A 22052-nucleotide genomic window follows, 5' to 3' on the forward strand; every position below is an offset into this window, starting at 1 on the left:
TGCTCTTCCGTGAACCGCTTTCTCTTCATCAGTCCGTCCTTCGATCAAGGGCCGGACTCTAATCTCACATGGAGGAAATTCTCAGTGGCAGGTCACCGAATGGAAGGAGGACTTCAACACCGCGAGGCCGCATTCCTCGCTCGGCTACCAGACCCCGGCAGCCTATGCCGAGGTCATCACCGCAACCGGCTCCGACGCTGTGCTGATGGAAGGCTCCGCGCCTCCGCCGGTTGCTCAACCCGCGCCACATGGCGTAACAAAAACGGTCGAGGCTCTAATCGCAGCTGGATGACAGTTCAGAGGCAGGTCACCGCATGACGGTTCGCTACGAGACCAGCAGGCCGGACGACCGCGAGGTTCGCGAGCGGATGAAGGCGATCGCGCAGGAGCGTCGCCGGTTCGGCTACCGGCGTCTTCTCGTGATGCTGAGGCGGGAGGGCCTGGTCGTGAACCACAAGAAGCTGTTCCGGCTCTATCGGGAGAGAAGCTCGCCGTTCGCCGCCGTGGCGGCCGCAAGCGGGCGATCGGGACCAGGGCGCCGATGCTGGTGCCGCAGAGGCCCGACGAGCGCTGGTCGCTCGACTTCGTATCGGACCAGCTCACCGACGGGCGCCGCTTCCGCATCCTTCCAACTTCGACGCTAACTTCATCGGTGGTTACATCAAAAGGCACGCCCACATCCTCGCATTCAGCAACAACTCCCTAAAGAAAGGCCCACCGCCCCCGGAGCCTATCAATAAGGTGGCTTGCGACCTGCGAACCTGACAGGTGAACGCCCAATTCCCCCATCGGAAGGTCTGGGCTGATTGTTGCAGAGCCCATGTTGAGACTCGTGATCACCACGTCATCCTCGCCCCATAGGAGGAACTTCGCGTGGAAACTCTCTGTCGGTGACACGACCTGAACGCCTCTTGCCAGTGCTTCTACTGCGACCGACATAGCTGCGCTGGCCTCTGCGATGGCACCGGAGTTCTGACTGTATACGACTACGGGGGTTAAACCTGTCCTCGAATGGAAGTGTTCAGCAGGAATTATTGCATTGGCAAATGCGGCATTTCCTAGCCGATCACTGGCAATCAGGAAGCGTTTTTCGGCGGTTCCACTCGCGTGGCGCAAGAGGGCTTCATGCATCTGGCCCGATACTACTCCCGCGGTCATTTTTCCTTGTTGAGGCTGAAGCCTGAGAGCGTTCCCCAAAAGGTAAAGTTCACTACCGACTTCGGGCCGAAAGCCGGGTTGCGCTATAAGTTTACAGAAGCTGCTAACCAGCTGCGCCACGATACCCGGCGATCGCAATATTGCAGTGACTTCGAGGCGATCAAACTTGCTGAAGAGCCAGCTGCAAGATCCTATTGCTCCGATCCAACCACCAAGCCCATCGTCCGCAACAATCAGTTTGGCATGCGACCCGGTGGAGCGCAGATGAATAGTGACGCTTCCTCTAAGAGAGTCATCACCCGAGATCGCCTTTGAGATCGCAGTCGCCTCCAAAAGAGTCTTTTCTTTTGGCTCGTTCGAGCTTCCGGCTCCCCAAAATATATCTATGCGCGCCCCCCTCCTTACAGCGCCACGCATAAGGTCAACGACATTGTCGAAGCTGTCCTTTTTCAAGAATGACGAGTGGAGGTATATTCGACGGCTGGCCGTCGCAAGAATGGCATGGAATGCATCCATGTGCTCTTGACCACCCACGATCAGGTCTGTGCGCGGATCAAAATCAATTCGGGCCATCAACGGCACGATCGGTTCGTCGTCCTTCGAAATGAGAGAGTTCATCACGACCTTCTTTCCCGATACGGGAAGCGAAAGGGCATAAACAACTTGGGATTTTAGCTGCGCAGGTGCCTTTGCTGGCAGACCCCTTAGATCATGACCGTCAGCAGTCACGATGATGTATTCGTCATCTCGCTCGATTAGAGTATCGCCATCAAAATAAATTAAAGTCTCATCAGGATTAAGAATCTCCTGAAATCTTGCTACATTTTGAGACGGACTCGTTTGAACCTTTTGTCCACGTACTTCGATCTCATGGACAGCGGCCCCACTCTCTTTGAAAGCCGTCAGCGCCCCAGCATTCTCGACCCGAACGTCCCTTTTAGGAAAGACCGTTCCAGTTATCTTATCGACCACGAAGGCAATCTTGCGAGAAAATCTTCGCTGAAGTGTGGGGATTTCCTCACCATGAAGGACAATTGCCGACCCATATGCGGTGGCCTGAAATGCCGGAACGCCATGCAGCAACACCGCTTCGATCAGCCGGAAGCGCATCATCCGGTAGACGATTTCCAGGATAACGCGCCTCGGGAGGTTCAACTCTCTCGCCATCTGTGTTGCTGATCGTGCCTTAATTGAAAATGCCCATAGGACAAGCTCATCAATGGCACTCCAGCCCCGTCCCTTCTCAAGAACAACCCGGGCCGAAACACGAAGAATGGGGATTGCGGCAATCGCCAGTGGACGGCTTTTGCTCGTGATCAAAATGTCACTCCTTCAAGAGCATCAGCCGCCCTAGTGACAACCGCCGCGGGTCCACCTCGGTATGCTTTTTGTGTAGTAAGGTACTCTAGCGTGTCCAGGAACAAACGTATGAATGCGAGGTCATCCTGTTCGACGGCGGAGGCGTGCCGCGTGCTTTCTTTTAAGAACTCCAAAGACCCGACGACGATTAGCTGCATTTTTGCCCGGCTTAGAAGCACGTTCATCCGTCGCGGATCTCTTAGAAAGCCGAGCGAGGCGACGCCATTGCGGTGATTGTTTCGTACTAAAGAAACGATCACCAAGTCTGCCTCGCTGCCTTGAGAAGAATCGACCGTTCCATGCATGCGGCTATCGTGGGTGAAACCTGAGAACTGCGCGATAGAACTCGCACCGCTATCTCGCAACACGTCCAAGTCTCTGGCCATACGCTCAACCTGAGCCCTATAGGGGGATAACACAGCCAGAGTGTTCAGGTCGGCAGGGGCGGGTTTCAAATCCGCGACCTTCAGACGACGGAGTATCTCTAAGACAATCTTGCGCTCAGACGGATTATGCCATCGTGGCCGCCCCTTCTCAACCGGCTCAGCTCGACCAGATCGGCTGGCAAATGGCATGTCGATGAAGACGATCGGCGAGCTTGGAATTTTACTATCGAACGTAAAAGGCAATGGTAACTTGGCGCTCTCAATCCTGTCATCACCTGTGTAAAGCCGGTTTTTGTAAAAGCAACGTGAGACCAACTCGGCGATCGCCGGATCCATTCTATGTTGGCACCACAATTCGCTTGATACAGTGCGTCTCTGCCCTCCAGCCACGGTGCGCTTACGCTCCTCCTCCTCAACGAGTGAACGAAAGGGCTCGAGCATACGAAGTGCGAGTTGTGTCGTCGTTTCTAACACCGCTTCGTCTCGGACGGCAGATCTTAGCTCATCCAAACCGCTTTCAAAGAACGTGGCTCCAAGTACATGTTCGACTTGCTGTAGTGCATTACGGACTGCGGTGTTATTTGAAAGAATTGACGTCAGCCGCTCCGCATCGAAGGGGGGGAGCTGATGATGATCTCCTATCAGCAGCCGGCGCCCTGACAGCGATAATGGAGCTATCAATTCCGGGCCTGTCGCTTTAGCCGCTTCTTCTATTAGAACCCAATCAAATTGCGCACCATCTTCACATAAACGCTCAACGTCGAAAGAGTTACTTGTTGAAAAAACAACGTTTGCCGATTCTAAAACTAATGCGTCTAATGCACGTAAGCCAATTTCCTCACGGCGGTTAAGCGGTCGGGTAACCTTGCCTTCATCATCAAATGTGGCGTGCAGCACAGCCTCTTTGAGCGACGAGATCCCGAGCTGCAAGGGGCCTGGAGCCTCATTTATCAAAGCTGAACTCAGAACCCGATCGAGATAGCTAGCCGCGGTCTTTCGAAGATCTTCATCCGTCGAGACTGAATCATCTCCTCCCCTAGACCGAACTATGATCGTTTCCGGCAGCGCCGCGACAACCTTCTTTCGGACGGTTGAGAGTAGGTGATCAAGTGCTTGATGGCTTTGAGCACTCAGGAGAATTCGGGCGGCTGGGTCGCCTTCAAGGCGTCGCCTGACTACCTCGGCGCTTAGTCGCGTTTTCCCGACACCTGGGGGCCCGACGACTAGATGGTTGGGCAATGTTTTCCAGATCTGTTCCAATGCTTCCCGCTTTGGGCCATCTAGGTCACGATATTCACTATCCTCTACCAAGACGTCCTGTGAGCTTCTTATCCGCCTTCTCAAGTCGACAAACAGCGATGCCAAATCCCGCTGCTCGCCAAGCGCCTTGGTTGTTCGCAAACGGCGCCGGATCAACGCTTCCGTCCCCGCTTCTCCGCTGCGCTTGAGAAACAGGTTCTTTTCGTCACGGATGAGATCCAGAACGTCAAACTCGTAGAGCGGAGAGCCGTTGGGGCCTTCCACTACTCCGAGAAAACGCGCCCTTATCTCGGTTGCATTTTTTGAGGATAATGTTCCTGATACACTGAGCCTCCAATCGACGTCAGTTCCAAGATCTTCTTTTTCGAATATCCGATCCATAACCTCGGCGGTGTTGCGCTCTTCAATTTCGGCCGCGAGATTGTCGCGAGCTGTACCCAAACGAGGGGCAAGGCGAACAACATTTCTCCCTCCATCCGTCTTCGCTGACGCGACGCTGACAGGCAGGATGTCCAACGATTTGACTAACGCCTCGACGACTTGAACAAGCAATACTGCTCGCTGCAAAGGCACGCTCTCGCGATTGATATCGTCGACTTTTGCAGGGACTATTGGAATAGTCCAGTCAATCGCCATACTTCTCAAGCGGCCGAGCAATGCCAGCGCGTCGTGCTTGTTGCGGGCAACTAGGACTTCGTGGTTAAGGCGATGAACCTCTCGATCGCCAGGCAGTCGAGCTCGATCCCTCGGAACGATCGAAACCACAGTAGCGATTTGCCAGGTGGGTGGACCTTCGTCCGTGAACTGTCGAACGCGGTACGAGAGAGCCTCTGTAATGATTGTCAACGTATCGAGCGTCTCCAAATCGTTCTGGTTGGAAACGACAATCTTGGCGCCACTCGCAATATCGCCCTCTATGTATGCTATTTGACCATCCAAATCGTCGATTGGGATGCCCCCATCAGTAGCCTGATCGATAGCTTCCGCCATTTTTCGGTTAGGACGGGCAAGTAGAATGAAGCGGGCCGCTTTCGTGGTCCCAAACCGGACGAGCTCGCGTAGTAGCGCGTCGACCGAACGCATGACCCAACGTGCATCAGCGGCGTCTTCTCTATGGGGATCAGTTAGTCGACGCAGAAAATCGATCTCGCCTTCGCTTAGATCAATTACGGGTCGGCCCCGTTGAAAAGGGTCATCCGACCGAAGCCGAGTCACGTCCACACCCAATATATCAGCAAAAAGCGCGCCTAGAGCTTTCCAATCGTCACCATAGGAATAAATCAGCCGGTCGATCCGCGCGCGCGCTTTCGCCAACATCGGATCAAGGGGTTTGGCCTCCCCCATGCCAACGCACCACTCGAAGCCTCCAAGTTTGAAGTCCGCAGAATTGCTGCCGTTCGTGAACACTGCATGCCGGTCAAGCCTTCCGTGAACCAGTCCCCGGGCATGCAATAGCCCTATGGCCTTTGCTAAGCGGGAAAGGTTGCTCCAAAGGATTGCTCGATTGGAGACGATGTCCAGCCCCTTCAGCCAATGGCGAGAGCTTAAGGTGCGCAGACGTGCCGCCAGCGGAGTGGCTGCGGCCTCATATACCACGCAAAATGAATCTGCGGTCTCGATCATCTCGATGATTTCGACCATGACTTCATCGGCGTCAGGATAGTTCATTACCCGATCAACCTGAAGCCTTTCATGGTTCCAGAGCTCCCTAAATTCCCCGTCTGCCTGATCTCCAGCTTTCCACCAGATCTTAAGTGTTCGATCTTCGCCTGTCTCCTTGACGACAGCCGTGATCAATCCAGGGCGTAGCTCTTCGACTTGAGGACGTTGTAGATAGTCTTCTGAAAGCGAGAAGGTATCTTCCAGTCGAATTCTCTGATTGCGTCGGGCCATGATTATCCACTATCTAGATCAATCCATTAATTCGCGAGTTTAGAAGATCATGCAACCACATCCCGGCAGAACCACCGACCCGCTCCTAGGAAAGATGTGGAAAACAAAAAGTGCCCGCTTTAACGCCCACACACGGCTCAAAGCGAAACAGTCGCTGTCCACCACAGCAACATCTTTCCTCGCCTTTTACCTGGTAATCGTGGCGCTCATACCTCTGCTCTATGAGGCAAGCCTCCCGCCGGGCGGACCGAAATTTCTGTCGGTTGTGTCCCTCATTATATCCATTTTCCTAATTATCATCACTTTGCTGGAGAGCGCCAAAAATTACAGCGGCGAGGCAGACGGGATGCAGAAGTGCGCGCTGGAGATTTCTGAAATATACAACCAATTTCAGGCGCTGACTTTGGAGGAAGCAAACAGCCGTAGACCTGAATTTAGCGCAACTTACAGTGATATTCTAAAGAAACACCAACTAAATCACAAAGATGTTGACTATATTAGATTTGAATTGATGTTCCATAAAGATATGCAAATTGGAATATTTTCTCTGACGTTAATGTTTATTCGCTACGTAGCTCTGATCATTGCAGAATATTGGCTTTATTTTGTACTAATAATTGGCCCCACGGTATTGGGCTATTGCTATAGATCAGAAATAGGGCTCTGAACAATTTGGTTTCCGCGTGTGCCCCATCCCTCGATAAATCGGCGGTTCGACAGGCGCGTAAGCGACGCCTAGTTTGATCTTACTACGAGTGAGCTGCGAAGGACATTCAACTTCAAAGTACGGGCAAAACCCGATGACGGTGTGAAGCCGATCGTGCTCTCCTCCCGTCCTGCGCATTCAAGTTGAACGCTCACTCAGGACGCTCAAGCCGCTTTATCAATCCCCCGAACCCGCAGGCATCGTCGTCCCCAGTGCACCGCCGGAGCTGCCCCTTTGAGCGCCAAACTCAGTTCCAAGGCCCGTTTCTTCGGCCCGAAGCAGGCAGAGCGTTGCTCTAGGACATCGCAGGATGAATGATCGAGGCTGAACTCGGCAGCGGGCAACTGGTGCCCGTGCCGGCCCTGCCGGTAAGGCATAGCCATTCCCACTAACCTATGCTCACCCAGGCATTTTGACGCGCAGATTGTAGATCTCAGCGACTATCTGGCGATTGAACGCATCGTCGAAAAGGTTACGAATCTGAACATCGACGTCATCGAGCTGGCATGGCTGACAACAGCTTCCTGGTATGAGATCGATGGCAACAGCTGGCTGCCCACAGCCCTAAAGGAGCCAAACGAGGCAATCGAGACGGTGTCGATCGCCAGCGAATGGGAGATGGTCCCATCAAGCGAGCCGGGACAGCGATGCCCCGGCTTTGCGTGTTGTGCGAGATTGGTCCCGGTATTGAACCGTCTCCGGCGACGGTCCCCTGGACTCGACCCTCGCGCTCAGCGCAATGGATGTGCGATTTTGCCCCATTTGCCTAGTATTGGTAGGTCAGAGCAAGCTTCAGCTGCTAGTCTCGTTACTGTCCTTGTCGGTCCCGTTATCGTAGGTCAAGGCGAGCGTGGACGTGCCAAGCCCCCCGCCTTCCGGTCCCTCGCACAGATCGTTGCCGAAAGTCGCCTTGCTCGCGCCTAACGCGTAATCCACCTCGGCATGGTAATCGTGCTGCCCGCGCCCATTTATGGGGTCGCGCAGATACTCAAAGGACGTGTTAAAGCCGATGCGCCCGCATAGCAACGGACCCGCCTCTTTCATGTTTTGGAAGAGGATGCCGTAGAGGGCGACCCTGCCTCCTACCCTCGGGCATTCCGCCAGGCGCGATGTAGTAAACCGTCTCGAAGTGATCTTTGCGGATGAAGAGCCGTTTGCGCTCAGCAGAGGCCTTCGCTTTCTTCGCCGGATCGTCGGCGCTAGGCGTTGGGGACGGCGGCTGAGGCTGTGACTTCAGGGCGGTGAGCTCAGCCTTCAGCGCGGCGTTCTCAGCCCGAAGTTTTGCGAGCTCACTGCTTTGGGAGGCAAACACGGGCTGTGTAGCCACCAAACCAATGGCCATCGCCGCTGCAGGTCTCTTCAAAGCAGACAGGCCAATCCCGCTCATCAGAGCTTACCTCTTGCTTCGTCGAGCTTTACCTTGATGCGGCCAACCAACTCGCCGACTGTGTTGATGTCATCAATATCGTTAGATTGAATCGCCAACCCTCTGTCGTTGAACTCCTTGATATTGTTGAAGACATTCGCGATAAGCGATAGAGGGGCGCCCTGAGAGATAATGTTGAAAGCGCTACCTGTCTTTAGGTCCGGTCTGTGGAAAAACGTAGCAAGCACTTTTAGAATGCCAGCGTTATCAAGCGGGGGCGGGATCTTCTTGAGGAGTGTATCGAAATTCGCCTTCTCAAGAACATCCGAGATCCGGTGGAGCGCCTTTGTATGGGACTCCAACGCAGTAACTAGCGCGCCTTGGTCGGAGATCCCTCTGCGGCGAGTCTTCGCTTCAACACGTGCTCCGCCAGGTGGCGCCGTAGCGCCACTTACTTTCCTAGCCATTGATGTCCCCCGCGCCTATTCGGCTCCCCCAGCCCTATGTATTAGGAGAGGCTAGCAACTTCGGGCAGAGATTTAAAGTACGTCAAAACAAAATACTTGAGAGAACGGTTCTGCCATCCACAATGGCGTAACGAGGGTCCTGCTTTGCTTGATCGACCGCAGCTTTGGCCGCGTCACTTGTTCCTCATTCTTCCGTTCGCGTCCGGTACGCCTATCTTGCCAGGGTGAATGGCAACCATGCGTCCATCTGGCCCCTGGAGACCCAAACATCCTTTGGCAATCGCGACCATGCGGCCATCTTTGCCCTGCAAACCCAAGGCACCGGATGGAATGGCGGTCATTCGTCCATCCTTGCCTTGAAGTCCAAGCGCGCCCTTAGGGATGGCTACCATGCGGCCATCTCTGCCCTGCAGGCCGAGCGCTCCTTTGGGAACAGCTACCATGCGGCCGTCACGCCCCTGTAGGCCCAGGCCGCCACGCGGGATCGGCACCATTCTCCCATCCCTGCCTTGAAGTCCTGTCCATCCGTCCGGGATGGCAATAGATGTTCCGTCAGAACCGGTCAGTTTTGTAGGCAATCAAGCCTCCCAGCCGGAAATAGCCGGCGCCATGGTGCGTTGTCGTGGACGATTGCGGATCAAAATACCCCAGAAAATCTCTGCGTTTTGGCCGGATCAAGGCGCCTAAGCGAACAACTCGCGGTCTCGGATCTTGAACGGATCTTTATAGTCCTCTGCCCACCACGGGTCTTCGCCAGCCTGAGGTGCTTTTTGCAGTGACAACGTTTTCTTGGCCTTTGCTGCGTCTTCTTGCGTAACGCGGAAATGATAGTCGTCGAAGATGCGCACCCCTTCCACCATGTACGATGTCGCGATCTTCTGATCGCGTATGAGCAACAGATTCTCCCCATTTTGAAGGTCTGCTGCGGCACTGAAATTGTAGGACCCGGTCCACACCCGAGCGTCGGGGGTGTTGAAATCGATAACCAGAAACTTGTGATGCAGGTTCGGCCCCATCCCGCTGGAAGGCTCGACCTTGAATGGCGTCGGCACGTGCTTGTTGAGCCGGGCGAAGTAGACCGGCGCCATATTGCCATTGGGCTTATGCACGATGACACCGGTGTTTTTGTCAGAAATTCCGTAGGTGAAGATCGGACTGTTGGTAGCAGCCTCGACGGCATCGGTCACAGCTCCGGGCGTGATACTTAGAAAGGCCAGAGAATACAGCAGGCAGGTCTTGGCCTTTTCAACGTCCTTGCCGATCTCGGCCAGGCGCGCGCGGGCTTTGTCATGGGGCGAAAAAGTGATGTTGGCATCGATGCCGGCCAAGCGGAGTGGATGCCAGTCAGGTGAGGGACTGCCTATGAATCCATCTTTTTTCCAATAATCTTCGAACGCTGCCTTGAGAGGAGCCACGGCTTGAGCTCCGGTCAAGAGCAAAGCATTGTTCGACTGGACATACAGACCGCGCCAGCTGAAATTGGTTGATCCGCAGACGGCGCGCGGCACCGCCGTGTCGACGATTATCATTTTGTTATGCTGCAGGCCGCCCATGTGTTCACGTTTGACGTTGCTGGAGCCTGCGGAGGCGATGAGTAATGTTTCGGACTGGGTTTCACCGCTAGTTTTTAGCCCGTGCTTGTCACTGTCATCAATGATGATCCTGAGGCGCGGACCGAGCGCCAGCAGGCGGTCCATGATCTCTTTCTCGCTCATGTCGTAAGCGACCATGCTGACCTTGGCGGTAGGGTCAGCCACCGCCGCATCCAGCAGGGCGAGAATTTCCTTGCGGGCCTCTAAACCCATCCATTCGTAGGCCTCTGCCGACTTCGGATGCGTTGGGACAAATTTAGTGCCTTGATCTACCCGGGCAGGCAGAAGTGTCTTTAGAGAGCCGCCATCCTGATACCTATCTACGAAAGCTTGAGATGCCACATAGCCCCGTGTGAACGCCACGTTGATCTGACCAGGATAGGTTTCCTTCCCGAGATCGATCGTCGCAGTCTGAGCTTTGCCCGGGGAAAGAGCTCCTGCGGGATCCATAAACAAGGGGGTGACTATAAAAGCGTACGGACCCGGCGGCGGGTCATCGTGCGGGAAAACAACCCACCTGAATTTCTGGATAGGCGCCTCGGTCGTCCGAAAAGTCTTATACCCCTTGGGATTCGGAGATCCTTCAAAATTGAGCCTGTTATAGACCGTGGAGGGTTTAGCCGCTCCCGGAGCTTGGTACTGGATGGCAAACCCCACGAAGCTGGTCGGCGGCTTTCCGGTTCGCCAGTTCATGGCGACCAGTGCCATTCTCTCGCCGCGATGAACCTTGAGCGTAAATGCGGCTTTAGCGTTGCTTCCAGTAGCCTGAAAATTGCTTGCCATGACCGTTCCCCCCATTACAGTCTGCGACAAAGCATGGTGACGCGTTTCATCGAAAAGTGCAATCCTGGACCTCGCACAAAGTAAGTATACGAATTCTGGAGGATGGCTCGAATGCTTCATCAGCAAGGCAGTGGAGTTCCTTACAAAAAGTGATAGGAATGCTCTCAGATGACATAGCGACGGGTGCTAAGGAGCAGAAATAAATCAAATGGTGGTGCTGACATTATCGCCGTTGAGTGGGGGGACTATTTTATGATGAAAGCACTTCGGACTGCGGTCTGTTTGCTGGCTGCTTTTGGAATATTGGCGCCAGCGAGGGCAAAAGTTCGTCAGCTTTCGCCGGCGATGCTGCAGCAACGGATCGCGGCGTGGGCGGAGCCTCACGTGAGCGAGGACCACCATGAGGGCCAGTACATGCGACAAGGGTGCAGCCACGCAAACCTGGAGCAGCTTCCCGACTGGAAAGGCCTGCCCGTTAAAGTCTGTACCTATACGGACACCCAGTTTCCAAAGAATCCGGTGAAGGCCACCGCATATCTGCTGTTTCCCAGTGCAGACCAGCTCGCAAGCTGGATCGTCAACGCATGCGTCGACGCCGGCCGGGATGACCTTACCACTTGCACGGGTCGGTTAGCATCACGCCTCTGGATGGCTTCGAATGCTCAGTTTCCAGTCGCTGGTTACGTCGTTGAGCCCGCTCAGGACAAAAAGTGGAAGTACCCGAATGAACCTTATTGCTTCCTTTTTCGTGACGGTGTGAGCGTGACGACCGCGAGCTATCCAGATACCACCCATGCGGTTGACAAGGCCTGTGGGCCCCCCGCTGCCGCTTTTGAAGCTCCGGTGAAGGCGTTTTCCTACGGCAGGCCAGTATCAGCAACACGCAAGTCTTACACAGCGGCCGGCGGCACTGGTGATGTCGGCGACGCAGACCTCCGATCGCCCCAATGGGCCTTCGCAGTCGGACAAGCGTTCCGGGCCGGCTGGCGAGCTGAAAGGAATCTACTGTTTCGTGCGGCGGTCGCGGACCTGAGCGCTTGCGATGGCAACATCTGGACCGATGAACGAATACCGAGTTCTTGCCAATAGGAGGCTCACCGAAAATCGCTCTCATACAATCGGTCGCAGGGTGGGCATTTGCCGGGGCGTCGCTCATGGCTGCGCCAACGTTCGCTACAACCCCCAACCGAGCCGACGTATTTTGCGTTCGAGCAGGCGCCACCCGGTTCCACCGGGCAAAAATCGAACCGTTTCGTTTTCAAACTGGTTGACGCGCGGCGAATGGCCGAAGCCGCGCCATCCTCAAACCAGGAACCAGCCTTCATGTGCAGGGAACAATTGACCCTCACAAGGTGCCGTACGATCCCGATTGGTCAATGTTGTGCGTCGAACTCGTCGACGAGCGGTCTCGGCAAATCTGCCTAAGTGGAATTGTCAGGGCTACTTGCTCGCAACCTCTCCGGCGATATTCGTTCCGCTCTTCCGAAATAGAGCGAACTGTGCCTCATTGCCGAAGAAATAGTTGAAATCGACGGCGTTCTGGCTGCCCGGAATGCGACCCCGGCCCGTGTATTGCCACAGGGTCCAAGGTTCGCCAGGGCCGATTGCAGCCGCGTTGGCACTGTAGTTTGCGATCCACAGCGGGTAATCCGCGCTGTCGCCAACGATCTCCTTCACGGAAGACGAGACCAGGTAGATGAGAGGCTTCTTCCCGTAGTAGTCTTCGAGATCGCGCGCCAGCTCGTATATTTTTGCGTGGGCCTTGCTGGCGGTGGAGCCGCAGTTTCCGACAAGGGGGTTGGGTGCACCGTTGTACCATTCCACGTCTATCGCAATTGGGAGCATGCCTTCGGTTCGCGGAACACGCTCCTTGATGTATGCAAACTGGTCTTGGGCTTCTTCGCAAAACCGAAAGGTATGGTAGGTGCCGACTGACAAGCCAGCGGCTCGAGCCTTGTCCCATGCGCGCTTGACCAAACCAAACTTCTGGTCTTCCTTGCTTTGGTCCTCGGGGTTCGAAGGCTTCTGGCCCTCGCTTGCCTTGAAATACACGAAGGATATGCCGGCCTCGCTCTTGATTTTCTCGAAGTCGAAACTGTCCTTTATGTTTCCCGGCGAGAGATCGATTCCTCGAATTGAGTAGGTCGCAGGCGTGTGGACGACGGTGATGTCGGAGCGACCCTCGATGGACGACCCTGTGAAAGCAACCTTGTCAAGGTTGAGCCCGATGTTTTGCCCGACCTTGTCGGCCAGGTCTTGTCCGGCAACGAAGCGATACGCGGCACGCTTGCCACCGCTGAACTCAATGGTGTCCACCATAAAGGGCGGGTAGGGCTGGCCGGTTTCGGGGTTCTTTCCGCCGAAGAAGTTCCGAGTATTGATCAGAGTTGTGACGTCCCGCAATGTGGGCGCGTACTGGGTCATGTCTAGGGCGATATTCCCGCCCGGATCCTGCGGTACGAGATCGGCGCTTGCGCCGTGCCAGGTTTCCACGGCTCGGAACAGATTCGTGAAAAACACGGTGCCGCTGCGATCTTTGAGCTCCCAGGCTTCGATACCGCGCGGAGCGGCCGCCGCGATCCACGCGGCGCTGCCCGGTGCGAAATCCTCTTCGTGACCGGCGCCGTCCTCGAACACGCTGCCGGAATAGCACGAACCTAGTAGCGCTATACTGGCCTGCGTGTATTGCGATACGTCCTGGAGAAGCCCGCGCAATTCGGCCAGTGAAAAGCGGTGGTCGTAGTCGAGGTCGCGATCATCGGTTATCTCGGCCAGCGCCAAGGCGCCGGTGCCCCCGCTGGTCCGCGGCTGCCATCCGTGCCCGTCAAAAATGAACATGAACCTGATCTTTTGGCCAGCGGCAGCTGCCGATTCGAACTTAGGGATATAGTATTCCGTGAAAATCTTCCTGATCCGATCAGCTGTGGCGTCGCCATTGTTCAGGACGATGGCCTCGTCGAAGCCCTGTCCCGAAATAAACTTGAGGATGGCCGGCTTATCAGCCTTGATGCCCTCCACCTCGTCTTCATCGACCTGGCCTTTGCGATAGTCCCACACCGAGACCACGAAGGCGTAGCTCCTGATAGCCTTATCTGGCAGGTCGATTGCCGCCATCGACTCCTTCACCAGCCAATTGACCTTCCTCCCAAGGTCATCTTGCCGGGTGTATGGAAATTCATCGAAGTACTTGCACCAGTCAGCGTCGGCCACCGATACAGGGTGGTTCTCGCAATCATACGCCGCTGAGGCGTCATCGACGAACGCTCCCAAAAGCAGCGCTACAAGCAAGGCGATCTTGCGCATCTGTCCCCCTGAGCTAGACGAACTTGTTTGCCGGCGGCTCAAACTGGGGCAATGCCGAACGTTTTGCGGAAGTCGGCCTCCGTGCCATAAAACACCGATGCGTCAACCGTCTTCTTGTAGTCCGGCACCTTTGCGGAAGCGGTATACTGCCAGAGCGCCGCCGGCTTCGACGCATCCGGGAGCACCGGCTTTTCTTGGATCTTGCGCCGAGGGTTATAGTCGAAGACCCAGAGCGGGTAGTCAGCAAAGTTCTTGAAGCGGTCCAGGGGCAGCGTCTGATCGCTAAACCAGCTCTTTCCCGTATAGAGAATGGGCGTTCTTCCCAAACGGCTCTTCAAGGTCTCGAGGCACTCCAGCGCGACTTCCTGGATATGATCCGCACCCTTGCCGGCCCAGTGGTCCGTCTTTCCCGTGCTCTTGTAGACGTCCCACTCGAGGTCGACGCCGGGGGCCATGTCCTCAGGGCCGAGACCGTGGGGGTCGGCATTTTCGAGGCATTGAATAAACCAATCCGCCTGCTGCTTGCCCTTGGCTCCGTAAGCCAGGAAATGATATGGACCGCGATAGACTTTGGCATCTCCCGTCAGGCTGCCGCAGCGTTTCCAAAAATCCGGGAATCTTTTATCCCTGATGTCGTGCCGCTGGCTTGTCTTCATTTGCACGAAACGAACTTGCTGGCTACGCAACTCGTTGAACGAGAAGTTCGGATCCGTGTAGTGACTGATGTCGATGCCGAACATCATGTCTGCGGGCCGAGGCGTTTTTGGATCGGTCACGCACTCATTCCGGGCGTTGACCTTGCAGTCATACAGGGCGTCGTCAGGGAAACTGAATTTCGCTGGGATCGCGAGTGTCCCACCGTTGGCAGGATTTGCCGCATCCCAAGGTTTGACGAGGTATTCGTTGAATATCTCACTTCTGGTCAAATCGTCAGTCGGCAGCTGGCCCGCCGGGGCCTTCTTTGCCAGCGAATTGTTTGTTCCGACATAGATTGCCGAAGCCAAGGTGGATAACAAAACAGAGCGGCGATTCAGTCTAACGGCACACATTTCTTCATCCCCCAAATGTAAATGGAACCTGCGGGTAGAATGAACTATCTGATCCGCTTTGCATACGGGCCTTATGCCCCAAGAAGGTCGTCCGCGCCGGGCCGGGTGTGAAAAAGCGGTTCCCGGACAGGGCAGGAACCAACTGAAAAGGCTAGCGATTTGGCTGTGAATATAGGAGATGATAGAAGCTCAGCACATGTCGTATTCACGAAAATGTGACCCATGCAGAGACTTCGGAGGCGATCAAGTTGCTGGCCCCAATTGCCGCCCGTAAGCATTGCGGCCCGAAAGACAAGTTGCAGCCGCCTTGCGGCGCGACTGGCCATGTTAAAATCGTATGACTGATCGCCAAAATGTTTGGGGATTATGTTGAATTACAGTCCTTTTCTATAGAAATAACGATATGTTCCCACTTTGCAGAAACTGCGATGGGGGGAACCAACGTGCCGACGCCGCCGCCCGATCTAGCCGGACTCGCTCGATACCCCAAGATGACGGGTTGGTTCAGTCCAGGGCTCTTGCTGCGACTGTTGTGGCGCGTCGTCCTCTCGGATCTTTTCGGCCAATACGCGGACAGGCGGCTTATCGTGGCGGCCCTCGACACGGTGCCCGAGGACGAACTCGTGAAGCGGGCTAGGCAATTTTTGCCGGGGCAAGACAACCAGGAAGTTTGGAACTTCGGTCCCGATAGCGACGGAGCTGTTTGGGTCGACTTCGTGGCCGATTTGGGAGACGGGTTCGATGCGACCTACGCGATCGCGTCGCTAATTAGCCAGGAGAAATTAACCGTCGGCGGACAGCAGACGAGGCGCGGGCAACTCCTGGTCATGGGAGGCGATGAAGTTTATCCACGTGCCGCCTCCGAAACCTATCAGAAGCAACTCCGCGATCCGTATGACTGGGCCTTTCCAGACCCTAATCCGGGGCTGCTCAAGGGGCCGCCGGTCTACGCAGTACCAGGCAATCATGACTGGTATGACGGTCTCGTTCTGTTTCTTGCCCTGTTCTGCCGCAAGGACCACATGCACCTTGGTGGCTGGCGCACACATCAGCGCCGGAGCTATTTTGCCGTGCAATTGACGGATCAGTGGTGGTTGTGGGCGATCGATGCCCAGCTCGTGGACGATGTCGATCAACCCCAGAAAGAGTACTTCCTCGAAATAGCCAAGGCGATGCCTGACAACGCGAAAATCATTCTCTGCGGGCCGGAGCCGGGATGGCTCTATACGGGCAAGGCTGGGAACAGGGCGCTTAGAGTCATGAGCTACATTGGATCGATCGCCTTGAAGCAGCGCCGTGGGCTGACAATTCCGCTGGTGCTGTCCGGCGACACCCATCACTACAGCCGATACGTCGCTGACGACGGCAGCGCGCAGTTCGTGACGTCGGGCGGCGGCGGGGCCTTCCTTCATCCCACGCATCAGGTCGAGCCGAGCGTTAATCTCGACCGGGTCAGTGATGGGTATTCCTGGCTGAGCGGGCAAATCAAGGGGCTCCGCCTCGGCGCGAATGAACAGGGCAGGGAGGCGGTCTATCCCTCGAAGGCGGACAGCCTGTCGATGCTGCGAGGCAACTTTGTGTTCGTTGCTTACAATCCGGCATTCGCGCTCGTCCTGGGATCTGCCTATTGGCTAATATCGCTCATGGGGAAAGCGCTGACCTATGACATCTACTATATCGCCCCTATTCTGCTGGTCGCAGGTTTCTGGGGATACACAAAGAACCAGGAAGGTGGTGGCGCCAAAACGGGGCTGGTGTCGTTGGCGAACGGAATTGTACACAGTCTCTGCGTCGCGGCAACCGTAACTCTGGTCGCTTGGTTCAATGGCCGCTTTGGCGGACTGGGCGGGTGGCCTCGGACGTCCTTCCTGCTGACCGCTGCCGAGACGATCCTGATCGGCGGCTTGGTGGGTGGCTCGCTATTTGGCGCCTATCTCTACGTGACGTCGCGTTGGCTCAACATGAACCACAACGACGCCTTCAGCTCCATGCGGCGCGACAGCCACCGCCATTTTCTGAGGATGAGGATCAAGGGGGATACTGTTACCGTCTTCCCGGTTGGACTCACGGATGTTCCGAAACGGAGAGATTGGCGGCTTAATTCCGAGAAGCTGGGAAATCCGGCGCCAGTCTACACGCCGCAATCAGCGCTCAAGCCGCAACTGATCGAGCAGCCATTCTCAGTTGGAGCCACACCGGCTCAAAACGATACGGACAGCCTAGCATAGGTCTAGACACGCTCCATTGGCCGTATTGAGCAGGATAACACCTGATGGCAATGGGTGTTTCATACAAGCTAATATATCACAGTGAAAAGTCAAATTTGTACAAGTGTAATTACGGCACTTAGAAAATTAATCAAAACCAATAGGTTGTGAAAAATTGGTTCTATAATAAATGTAGGGACACCTCATTTCAATGTTTTAATATTTAGTGCCGCCGCAATGCAAGCGGTGTCCGACGGATCAGCTGCCAGCGAGCGCGACAAATCATAGGTCCCATCACCGCCGGGTGTTCCTTTTATAATCGCAAGTTTCTGTTTTTGCAGATACTGAGTGGCTATGCAGCGAGACGTGATGAGGCCTGTTGGATTGTCGTCAGAGTCGTAGCTTACCGCCGCCACAGGCGCAGGTAACTCAACCGACCATAGTGCGCTGCTGAGGTTCTTCAGCCAATCGGCCATGCTGTAAGATCCATAGAACCCAGGGTAAAATTTCCGGCTTTTCACCGCTTTGATCCAATTGTTGAGGTAGGGGGAAAGCTGCAGTTCCCCTGCCGGCTTTTCGATGTCCAGGTACACAACAGAACCTTGACCGAAGCCAACGTCCGTCATGAATTGCGCCGCCTCCAGTCCATGCTTTATGCCGAGCTCCGGCTTCGAAACCATCAGGCTGAGATCTCCGCCGATGTACGTGGGAAAAAAGCCCCAGCCGCTCATAGCCAGATCAGATCGCCGATCATAGGTCCAGGTGAGGTCGGGCGTACCGCGGACATGGTTGAGATAGAAGCCGACAATATCGAATTTGAGCTGCTCGCGGAGCTGTTTGATGGCGTCGTCGCCCGGGTATGAGTAGCAGTCGACTGCGCTGTAAGTTCGCGGAGTTTTATCGTCTGCTCGTGCAGTGGGGACGTTGCCCGATGGCAACAGCAGCGATGAAGCCGCTGACGCAGAAGCTGAGAGGAATGCTCGTCTGGAAAGGCGTCCCATGGTTCGTCACTTCGCCCTTACTGGCCGGTCCTCTGGCATTGTTGTTGCTTGGATTAAATATTGCTATCGAAAGGTCTTGCCTCGCAAGTGCGTTAGTGTGAAAATATCGATACTCTCTAACTATTTGATAATATTCGTATAATATCCATTATGTTAAATCGGGATGCGAGAAGCGACCCACAAAGGTGAACCGTGAGTGACGTGAACATGCTTCGGGACCCTACGATCGCACTCCACGGTTTGGTCAAGGCTGATGACGCTTATGCCGTTTACTACGATGAAACGAACAACATCCGCCGACTGCATGTCCGCGCAGACGGTCTCAACGAGCGAGACCCAAAATGTTTCGTCATTGCCGGTGTTGCACACCGAGGACCGCCTCGGCCGATATCACTGGAGGCTCTTCGGTCGGAGCTTAGGATCCAAGCCAGCGCCAAAGAGATCAAACTGAAGCACATCGCCACTGGTAGCTTTCTGGAGGCGCTCACCTCGCCAAAGATGGAGGCCTTCTTAGCTTGGCTGTCAGCCCAGGATTTGTACACGCACTTCACCGTCCTCGACCCGCTGTACTGGTCGATCGTCGACATCATTGACTCGATCCTCGCTGAAGCCGGCGAAAATGCTCTCCTACCTTGGAACCAAGCCCTCAAGAACGACCTCTATACGGTCTTGCGACACGACTATGAGACCACCGTCGACATGTTCCGCCGCTACACCTACCCGGACGTGGGCAGAGCCCGGCGCCGGGAGTTTGTCAACGAGCTCCTGGATCTGTTGACGCATCGCGCAAACCTTCTCCCGCCTCTGCGACGAAACATGCTGAAGGGCGTCCTGCAAATCGCCACCCGTCTTGACGCCCTGCCCTTCCTCGAAGACGAGACGCCAAATGTCCTGATCGAGGGTTTTGGTCCGTTCTATCTAGAGCGCATTGCCATGCTCAAAAACTCGACCCACATTCTCGACGACGAATACGGAGTCGAGCCCTATCTCTCCGGACTGGGGCTCACGAACGGGGCCAAGCCCTTGGCGAACTACCGGTTCGCGTCATCCCATGACGAGCCGGGCATTCAATTGTCTGACGTCGTTGCTGGTCTCCTTGGAAAGTTCTTCACCTACGTCTGCGTCACGGCCGGCGAGGAGCTTGTTCAGGACCGTCAGAATCTCTCTGCTCAGCAGACCCGCACGCTGGAACGTTTGGCTGCGCTTATGGAACAGTCAGTTGAAGAGAACGCAGTATTTGCCCACTACATCTTGAGCGAGCGTGACAGGCACGGGGCAGCGTTCTTCCTGGATAGAACGGGTTCATGAGGGCTACGCGAACGCACTATGCGGCCGAGGTGGGTTACGACGCCGCAGTCAGGGGTAAATGATTGATCATCGACGCCTCCGAACGGCGTGTCTCTACGGGAGGAAAACCATGAAAGTCAGAGAAATTATTGCGGCGGCGGTGGTCCTGGCGTCCCCCACGCACGCCTTCGCGTGGGGTCAGGAAGGTCACGCGGCCGTTGCCGAGATCGCGCAGCACCGCCTCACCTCATCGGCTAGTGATGTCGTTCAGCGGCTCTTGCGGGCGCATTTGGGGCTGACAGGTCAGCAGGTCGTCTCGATGGCGTCGATTGCCAGCTGGGCTGACGACTATCGGGCAGACGGACACAAGGATACCAGCAACTGGCATTTTGTTGACATCCCGCTGGCGTCGCTGCCCGGAGGATCGAGCGCTACAACCGACTATGATGCGATACGTGATTGTGCCGATGACGCCACCTATGGAAGCTGCCTTCTAAAGGCCCTGCCCGCCCAGGAAGCGATATTGTCGGATGCAACAAAGGATGATGAATCCCGGTGGAAGGCCTTGGCGTTTGTGATCCACCTGACGGGCGACTTGGCCCAGCCCCTGCATTGCGTTCAACGCGTTGATGGGAGCCAGAAAGACCAGGGAGGAAACACCCTGACGGTGACCTTCAACGTCACCCGGCCCGCGCCCGACAACTCGACTTTTAGGGATTTCACGACCTTCCATTCTGTCTGGGACACCGACCTCATTACATTCAAATACTACGACTGGGGGCTGGCGGCCGCCGAGGCCGAGAAGCTGCTTCCGACCCTCGCGGCCGACCTGCTGGCCGACGACACACCGGAGAAATGGCTTGCCGAATGTCACCGCCAAGCCGAGGCTGCGTATCAGGCCTTGCCGGCAGGAACCCCGTTAAAGTCGGATATTGGTCATCCCGTGATTCTGGATCAGGCGTATTTTGAAAAGTTCCATCCTGTAGTCACGCAGCAACTGGCTTTAGGCGGCCTGCATCTGGCTGCGGAACTGAATGAGGCGCTTAAGGGCGGAAAGTAAGGGTTATCCCGCCCTCGCCTCTCGACTCAAGCAATGCGCACGACGATCTTCGGATCGGCGGCAAGGACCGACTGCGTAATCCCAGACGGTCAGCTCCGATCCTCTTTGCCCATTGCAGCAGATGTTGCGGTCGGTAGGAGATGTCGGCCCGCCAGCGAGCCATTGGAACGCGGGCACCGATGATGGTCCCCGTTGCACCCAACGACCGTTGGTCACTGGACTTCGGGTCGGATCAGCTGACCGATGGCCGTCGCTTCCGGATATTGACCGTCGTCGACGACTGCACGCGCCGGTGCCCAGGGTTGGTCGCGGATACGTCTCTGTCCGGCGTGAGGGTTGCCCACGAACTCGATCGGTTCATGATCGAACGCGGCAAGCCGAAGATGGTGGTCAGTGACAATGGCAGCGAACTGACCAGCAATGCGATCCCTGCCTGGGCCAATGCAAGCCGCGTGGACTGACATTATATCACGCCGGGCAAGCCAATGCAGAACGGCTTCATCGACAGCTTCAACGGTCGCCTCCATGACGAACTGCTGAACGAGATGCTGTTCACCTCATTGGCACAGGCTCGCGCGGTCTTGGCCAGTTGGCGGGCAGGTTACAACTTCAATAGCCCACATTCGCGGCTCGGATGGCAGACCCCTTCGAGTTCGCCCACACCTTCCCCCCGCGACGGGACGCAGCGCTGCGCACGATGATCAGCTCCGCGCCTGTGCCCGTCGTTCAAACCGCCCAATAGGGCAACGTCATTGCGTCCCATTCGCCGCTTTGAAACGCAAAAACCGCCCCGGTTAGACCAGGACGCTTATTGATTTATGATGAAATTGGTTGCGGGGCCAGGATTTGAATCTGCTGACTTCGCTTGCGAAGTCCCTTCAATAGACGAACTCGGTTGCAGCGCTGTATTGGCGGTAGCGCTCTCCCGACTCGACCCCCCGCATCATGGGATGTCATTGAGGGGGACGAACTGGGCCACCCCAAGTAGCAACCGCTATCGGCTTGTGAGATAAGGTGCAGGTATGCCGGCGTCGTAGCGTGCAGAGCGAGGTTTGGGAACCAAACTAATCCACAGAAATATTTAGTTGGTACTTCTGTTGGCACGCAGGGACGATGTTGGAGGCCAAACATTTGTAAACAAAGTCAAATTTGTTTCTCTTGGATTCCGCCTCTGG

General features: G+C 55.7%; 14 protein-coding genes and 2 pseudogenes. 8 read left to right on the forward strand and 8 right to left on the reverse strand.

The features are described 5' to 3' along the window. The first annotated feature begins 43 nt into the window (after positions 1 to 43). On the forward strand, positions 44 to 292 hold the full coding sequence (locus tag A3A9_RS43130; RefSeq protein ID WP_080681082.1) for an integrase core domain-containing protein: 249 nt from the start codon (positions 44 to 46) through the stop codon (positions 290 to 292). 19 nt (positions 293 to 311) lie between these two features. Then, a pseudogene (locus tag A3A9_RS43135) lies at positions 312 to 628 on the forward strand (IS3 family transposase); the annotation flags it as partial. A gap of 74 nt (positions 629 to 702) precedes the next feature. Here the strand turns inward: A3A9_RS43135 and A3A9_RS0131555 are convergent. Both A3A9_RS0131555 and A3A9_RS39870 read right to left on the reverse strand, forming a co-directional pair. Further along, positions 703 to 2478 carry a hypothetical protein gene (locus A3A9_RS0131555; RefSeq protein WP_152536216.1) on the reverse strand — a complete coding sequence of 592 codons (1776 nt, stop codon included), beginning with the start codon at positions 2476 to 2478 and terminating at the stop codon, positions 703 to 705. Then, positions 2475 to 6056, reverse strand: coding sequence for a DEAD/DEAH box helicase (locus A3A9_RS39870; protein ID WP_051371313.1), 3582 nt, complete (start codon positions 6054 to 6056; stop codon positions 2475 to 2477). The genes A3A9_RS0131555 and A3A9_RS39870 overlap by 4 nt, the downstream gene beginning before the upstream one ends. 49 nt (positions 6057 to 6105) lie before the next feature. Between A3A9_RS39870 and A3A9_RS0131565 the strand changes: the two genes are divergently transcribed. Continuing rightward, positions 6106 to 6723, forward strand: coding sequence for an SLATT domain-containing protein (locus A3A9_RS0131565; RefSeq protein WP_033838920.1), 618 nt, complete (start codon positions 6106 to 6108; stop codon positions 6721 to 6723). A 1425-nt stretch (positions 6724 to 8148) separates the two neighbouring features. Here A3A9_RS0131565 and A3A9_RS39875 read toward each other — a convergent pair. The 3 genes from A3A9_RS39875 to A3A9_RS0131585 all read right to left on the reverse strand — a co-directional run bounded on the left by A3A9_RS39875 (position 8149) and on the right by A3A9_RS0131585 (position 10970). Continuing rightward, the gene (locus tag A3A9_RS39875) at positions 8149 to 8595 is read right to left on the reverse strand and encodes a hypothetical protein (RefSeq protein WP_027062197.1); all 447 of its coding nucleotides are present in this window, start codon (positions 8593 to 8595) and stop codon (positions 8149 to 8151) included. A 173-nt stretch (positions 8596 to 8768) separates the two neighbouring features. Further along, entirely contained in the window at positions 8769 to 9089 is a 321-nt protein-coding gene (locus tag A3A9_RS44350) for a hypothetical protein (RefSeq protein ID WP_152536217.1), read from the reverse strand. 189 nt (positions 9090 to 9278) lie between these two features. Further along, positions 9279 to 10970, reverse strand: coding sequence for a phospholipase D-like domain-containing protein (locus A3A9_RS0131585; RefSeq protein WP_051371323.1), 1692 nt, complete (start codon positions 10968 to 10970; stop codon positions 9279 to 9281). A gap of 252 nt (positions 10971 to 11222) precedes the next feature. On the opposite strand from A3A9_RS0131585, the gene A3A9_RS0131590 reads away from it, so the two are divergent. Further along, positions 11223 to 12059 carry a hypothetical protein gene (locus A3A9_RS0131590; RefSeq protein ID WP_027033120.1) on the forward strand — a complete coding sequence of 279 codons (837 nt, stop codon included), beginning with the start codon at positions 11223 to 11225 and terminating at the stop codon, positions 12057 to 12059. 351 nt (positions 12060 to 12410) lie between these two features. Here A3A9_RS0131590 and A3A9_RS0131595 read toward each other — a convergent pair whose 3' ends face one another. Together A3A9_RS0131595 and A3A9_RS0131600 are read right to left on the reverse strand one after the other, a co-directional pair. Beyond that, the gene (locus A3A9_RS0131595) at positions 12411 to 14273 is read right to left on the reverse strand and encodes a glycoside hydrolase family 25 protein (protein ID WP_027033119.1); all 1863 of its coding nucleotides are present in this window, start codon (positions 14271 to 14273) and stop codon (positions 12411 to 12413) included. Between the two features lie 38 nt (positions 14274 to 14311). Further along, the gene (locus tag A3A9_RS0131600) at positions 14312 to 15277 is read right to left on the reverse strand and encodes a glycoside hydrolase family 25 protein (RefSeq protein WP_157279975.1); all 966 of its coding nucleotides are present in this window, start codon (positions 15275 to 15277) and stop codon (positions 14312 to 14314) included. 536 nt (positions 15278 to 15813) lie between these two features. Here A3A9_RS0131600 and A3A9_RS0131605 point away from each other — a divergent pair. Continuing rightward, positions 15814 to 17550: a metallophosphoesterase gene (locus A3A9_RS0131605; protein ID WP_051402052.1), complete on the forward strand. Its 1737-nt coding sequence runs from the start codon at positions 15814 to 15816 to the stop codon at positions 17548 to 17550. 182 nt (positions 17551 to 17732) lie between these two features. Here the strand turns inward: A3A9_RS0131605 and A3A9_RS0131610 are convergent, their stop codons facing one another. Continuing rightward, positions 17733 to 18530 carry a glycoside hydrolase domain-containing protein gene (locus A3A9_RS0131610; protein ID WP_080680385.1) on the reverse strand — a complete coding sequence of 266 codons (798 nt, stop codon included), beginning with the start codon at positions 18528 to 18530 and terminating at the stop codon, positions 17733 to 17735. A 192-nt stretch (positions 18531 to 18722) separates the two neighbouring features. Between A3A9_RS0131610 and A3A9_RS39880 the strand changes: the two genes are divergently transcribed. The 3 genes and pseudogenes from A3A9_RS39880 to A3A9_RS41395 form a co-directional block, all read left to right on the forward strand. Continuing rightward, positions 18723 to 19838: a DUF3800 domain-containing protein gene (locus tag A3A9_RS39880; protein ID WP_027033115.1), complete on the forward strand. Its 1116-nt coding sequence runs from the start codon at positions 18723 to 18725 to the stop codon at positions 19836 to 19838. A 109-nt stretch (positions 19839 to 19947) separates the two neighbouring features. Then, positions 19948 to 20877: a S1/P1 nuclease gene (locus A3A9_RS0131620; RefSeq protein ID WP_032932986.1), complete on the forward strand. Its 930-nt coding sequence runs from the start codon at positions 19948 to 19950 to the stop codon at positions 20875 to 20877. Between the two features lie 149 nt (positions 20878 to 21026). Further along, a pseudogene (locus A3A9_RS41395) lies at positions 21027 to 21619 on the forward strand (integrase core domain-containing protein); the annotation flags it as partial. Positions 21620 to 22052: the final 433 nt, after the last annotated feature.

The organism is Mesorhizobium loti CJ3sym, assembly GCF_000472785.1.
GTDB classification, from domain to species: Bacteria; Pseudomonadota; Alphaproteobacteria; order Rhizobiales; family Rhizobiaceae; genus Mesorhizobium; species Mesorhizobium loti_E.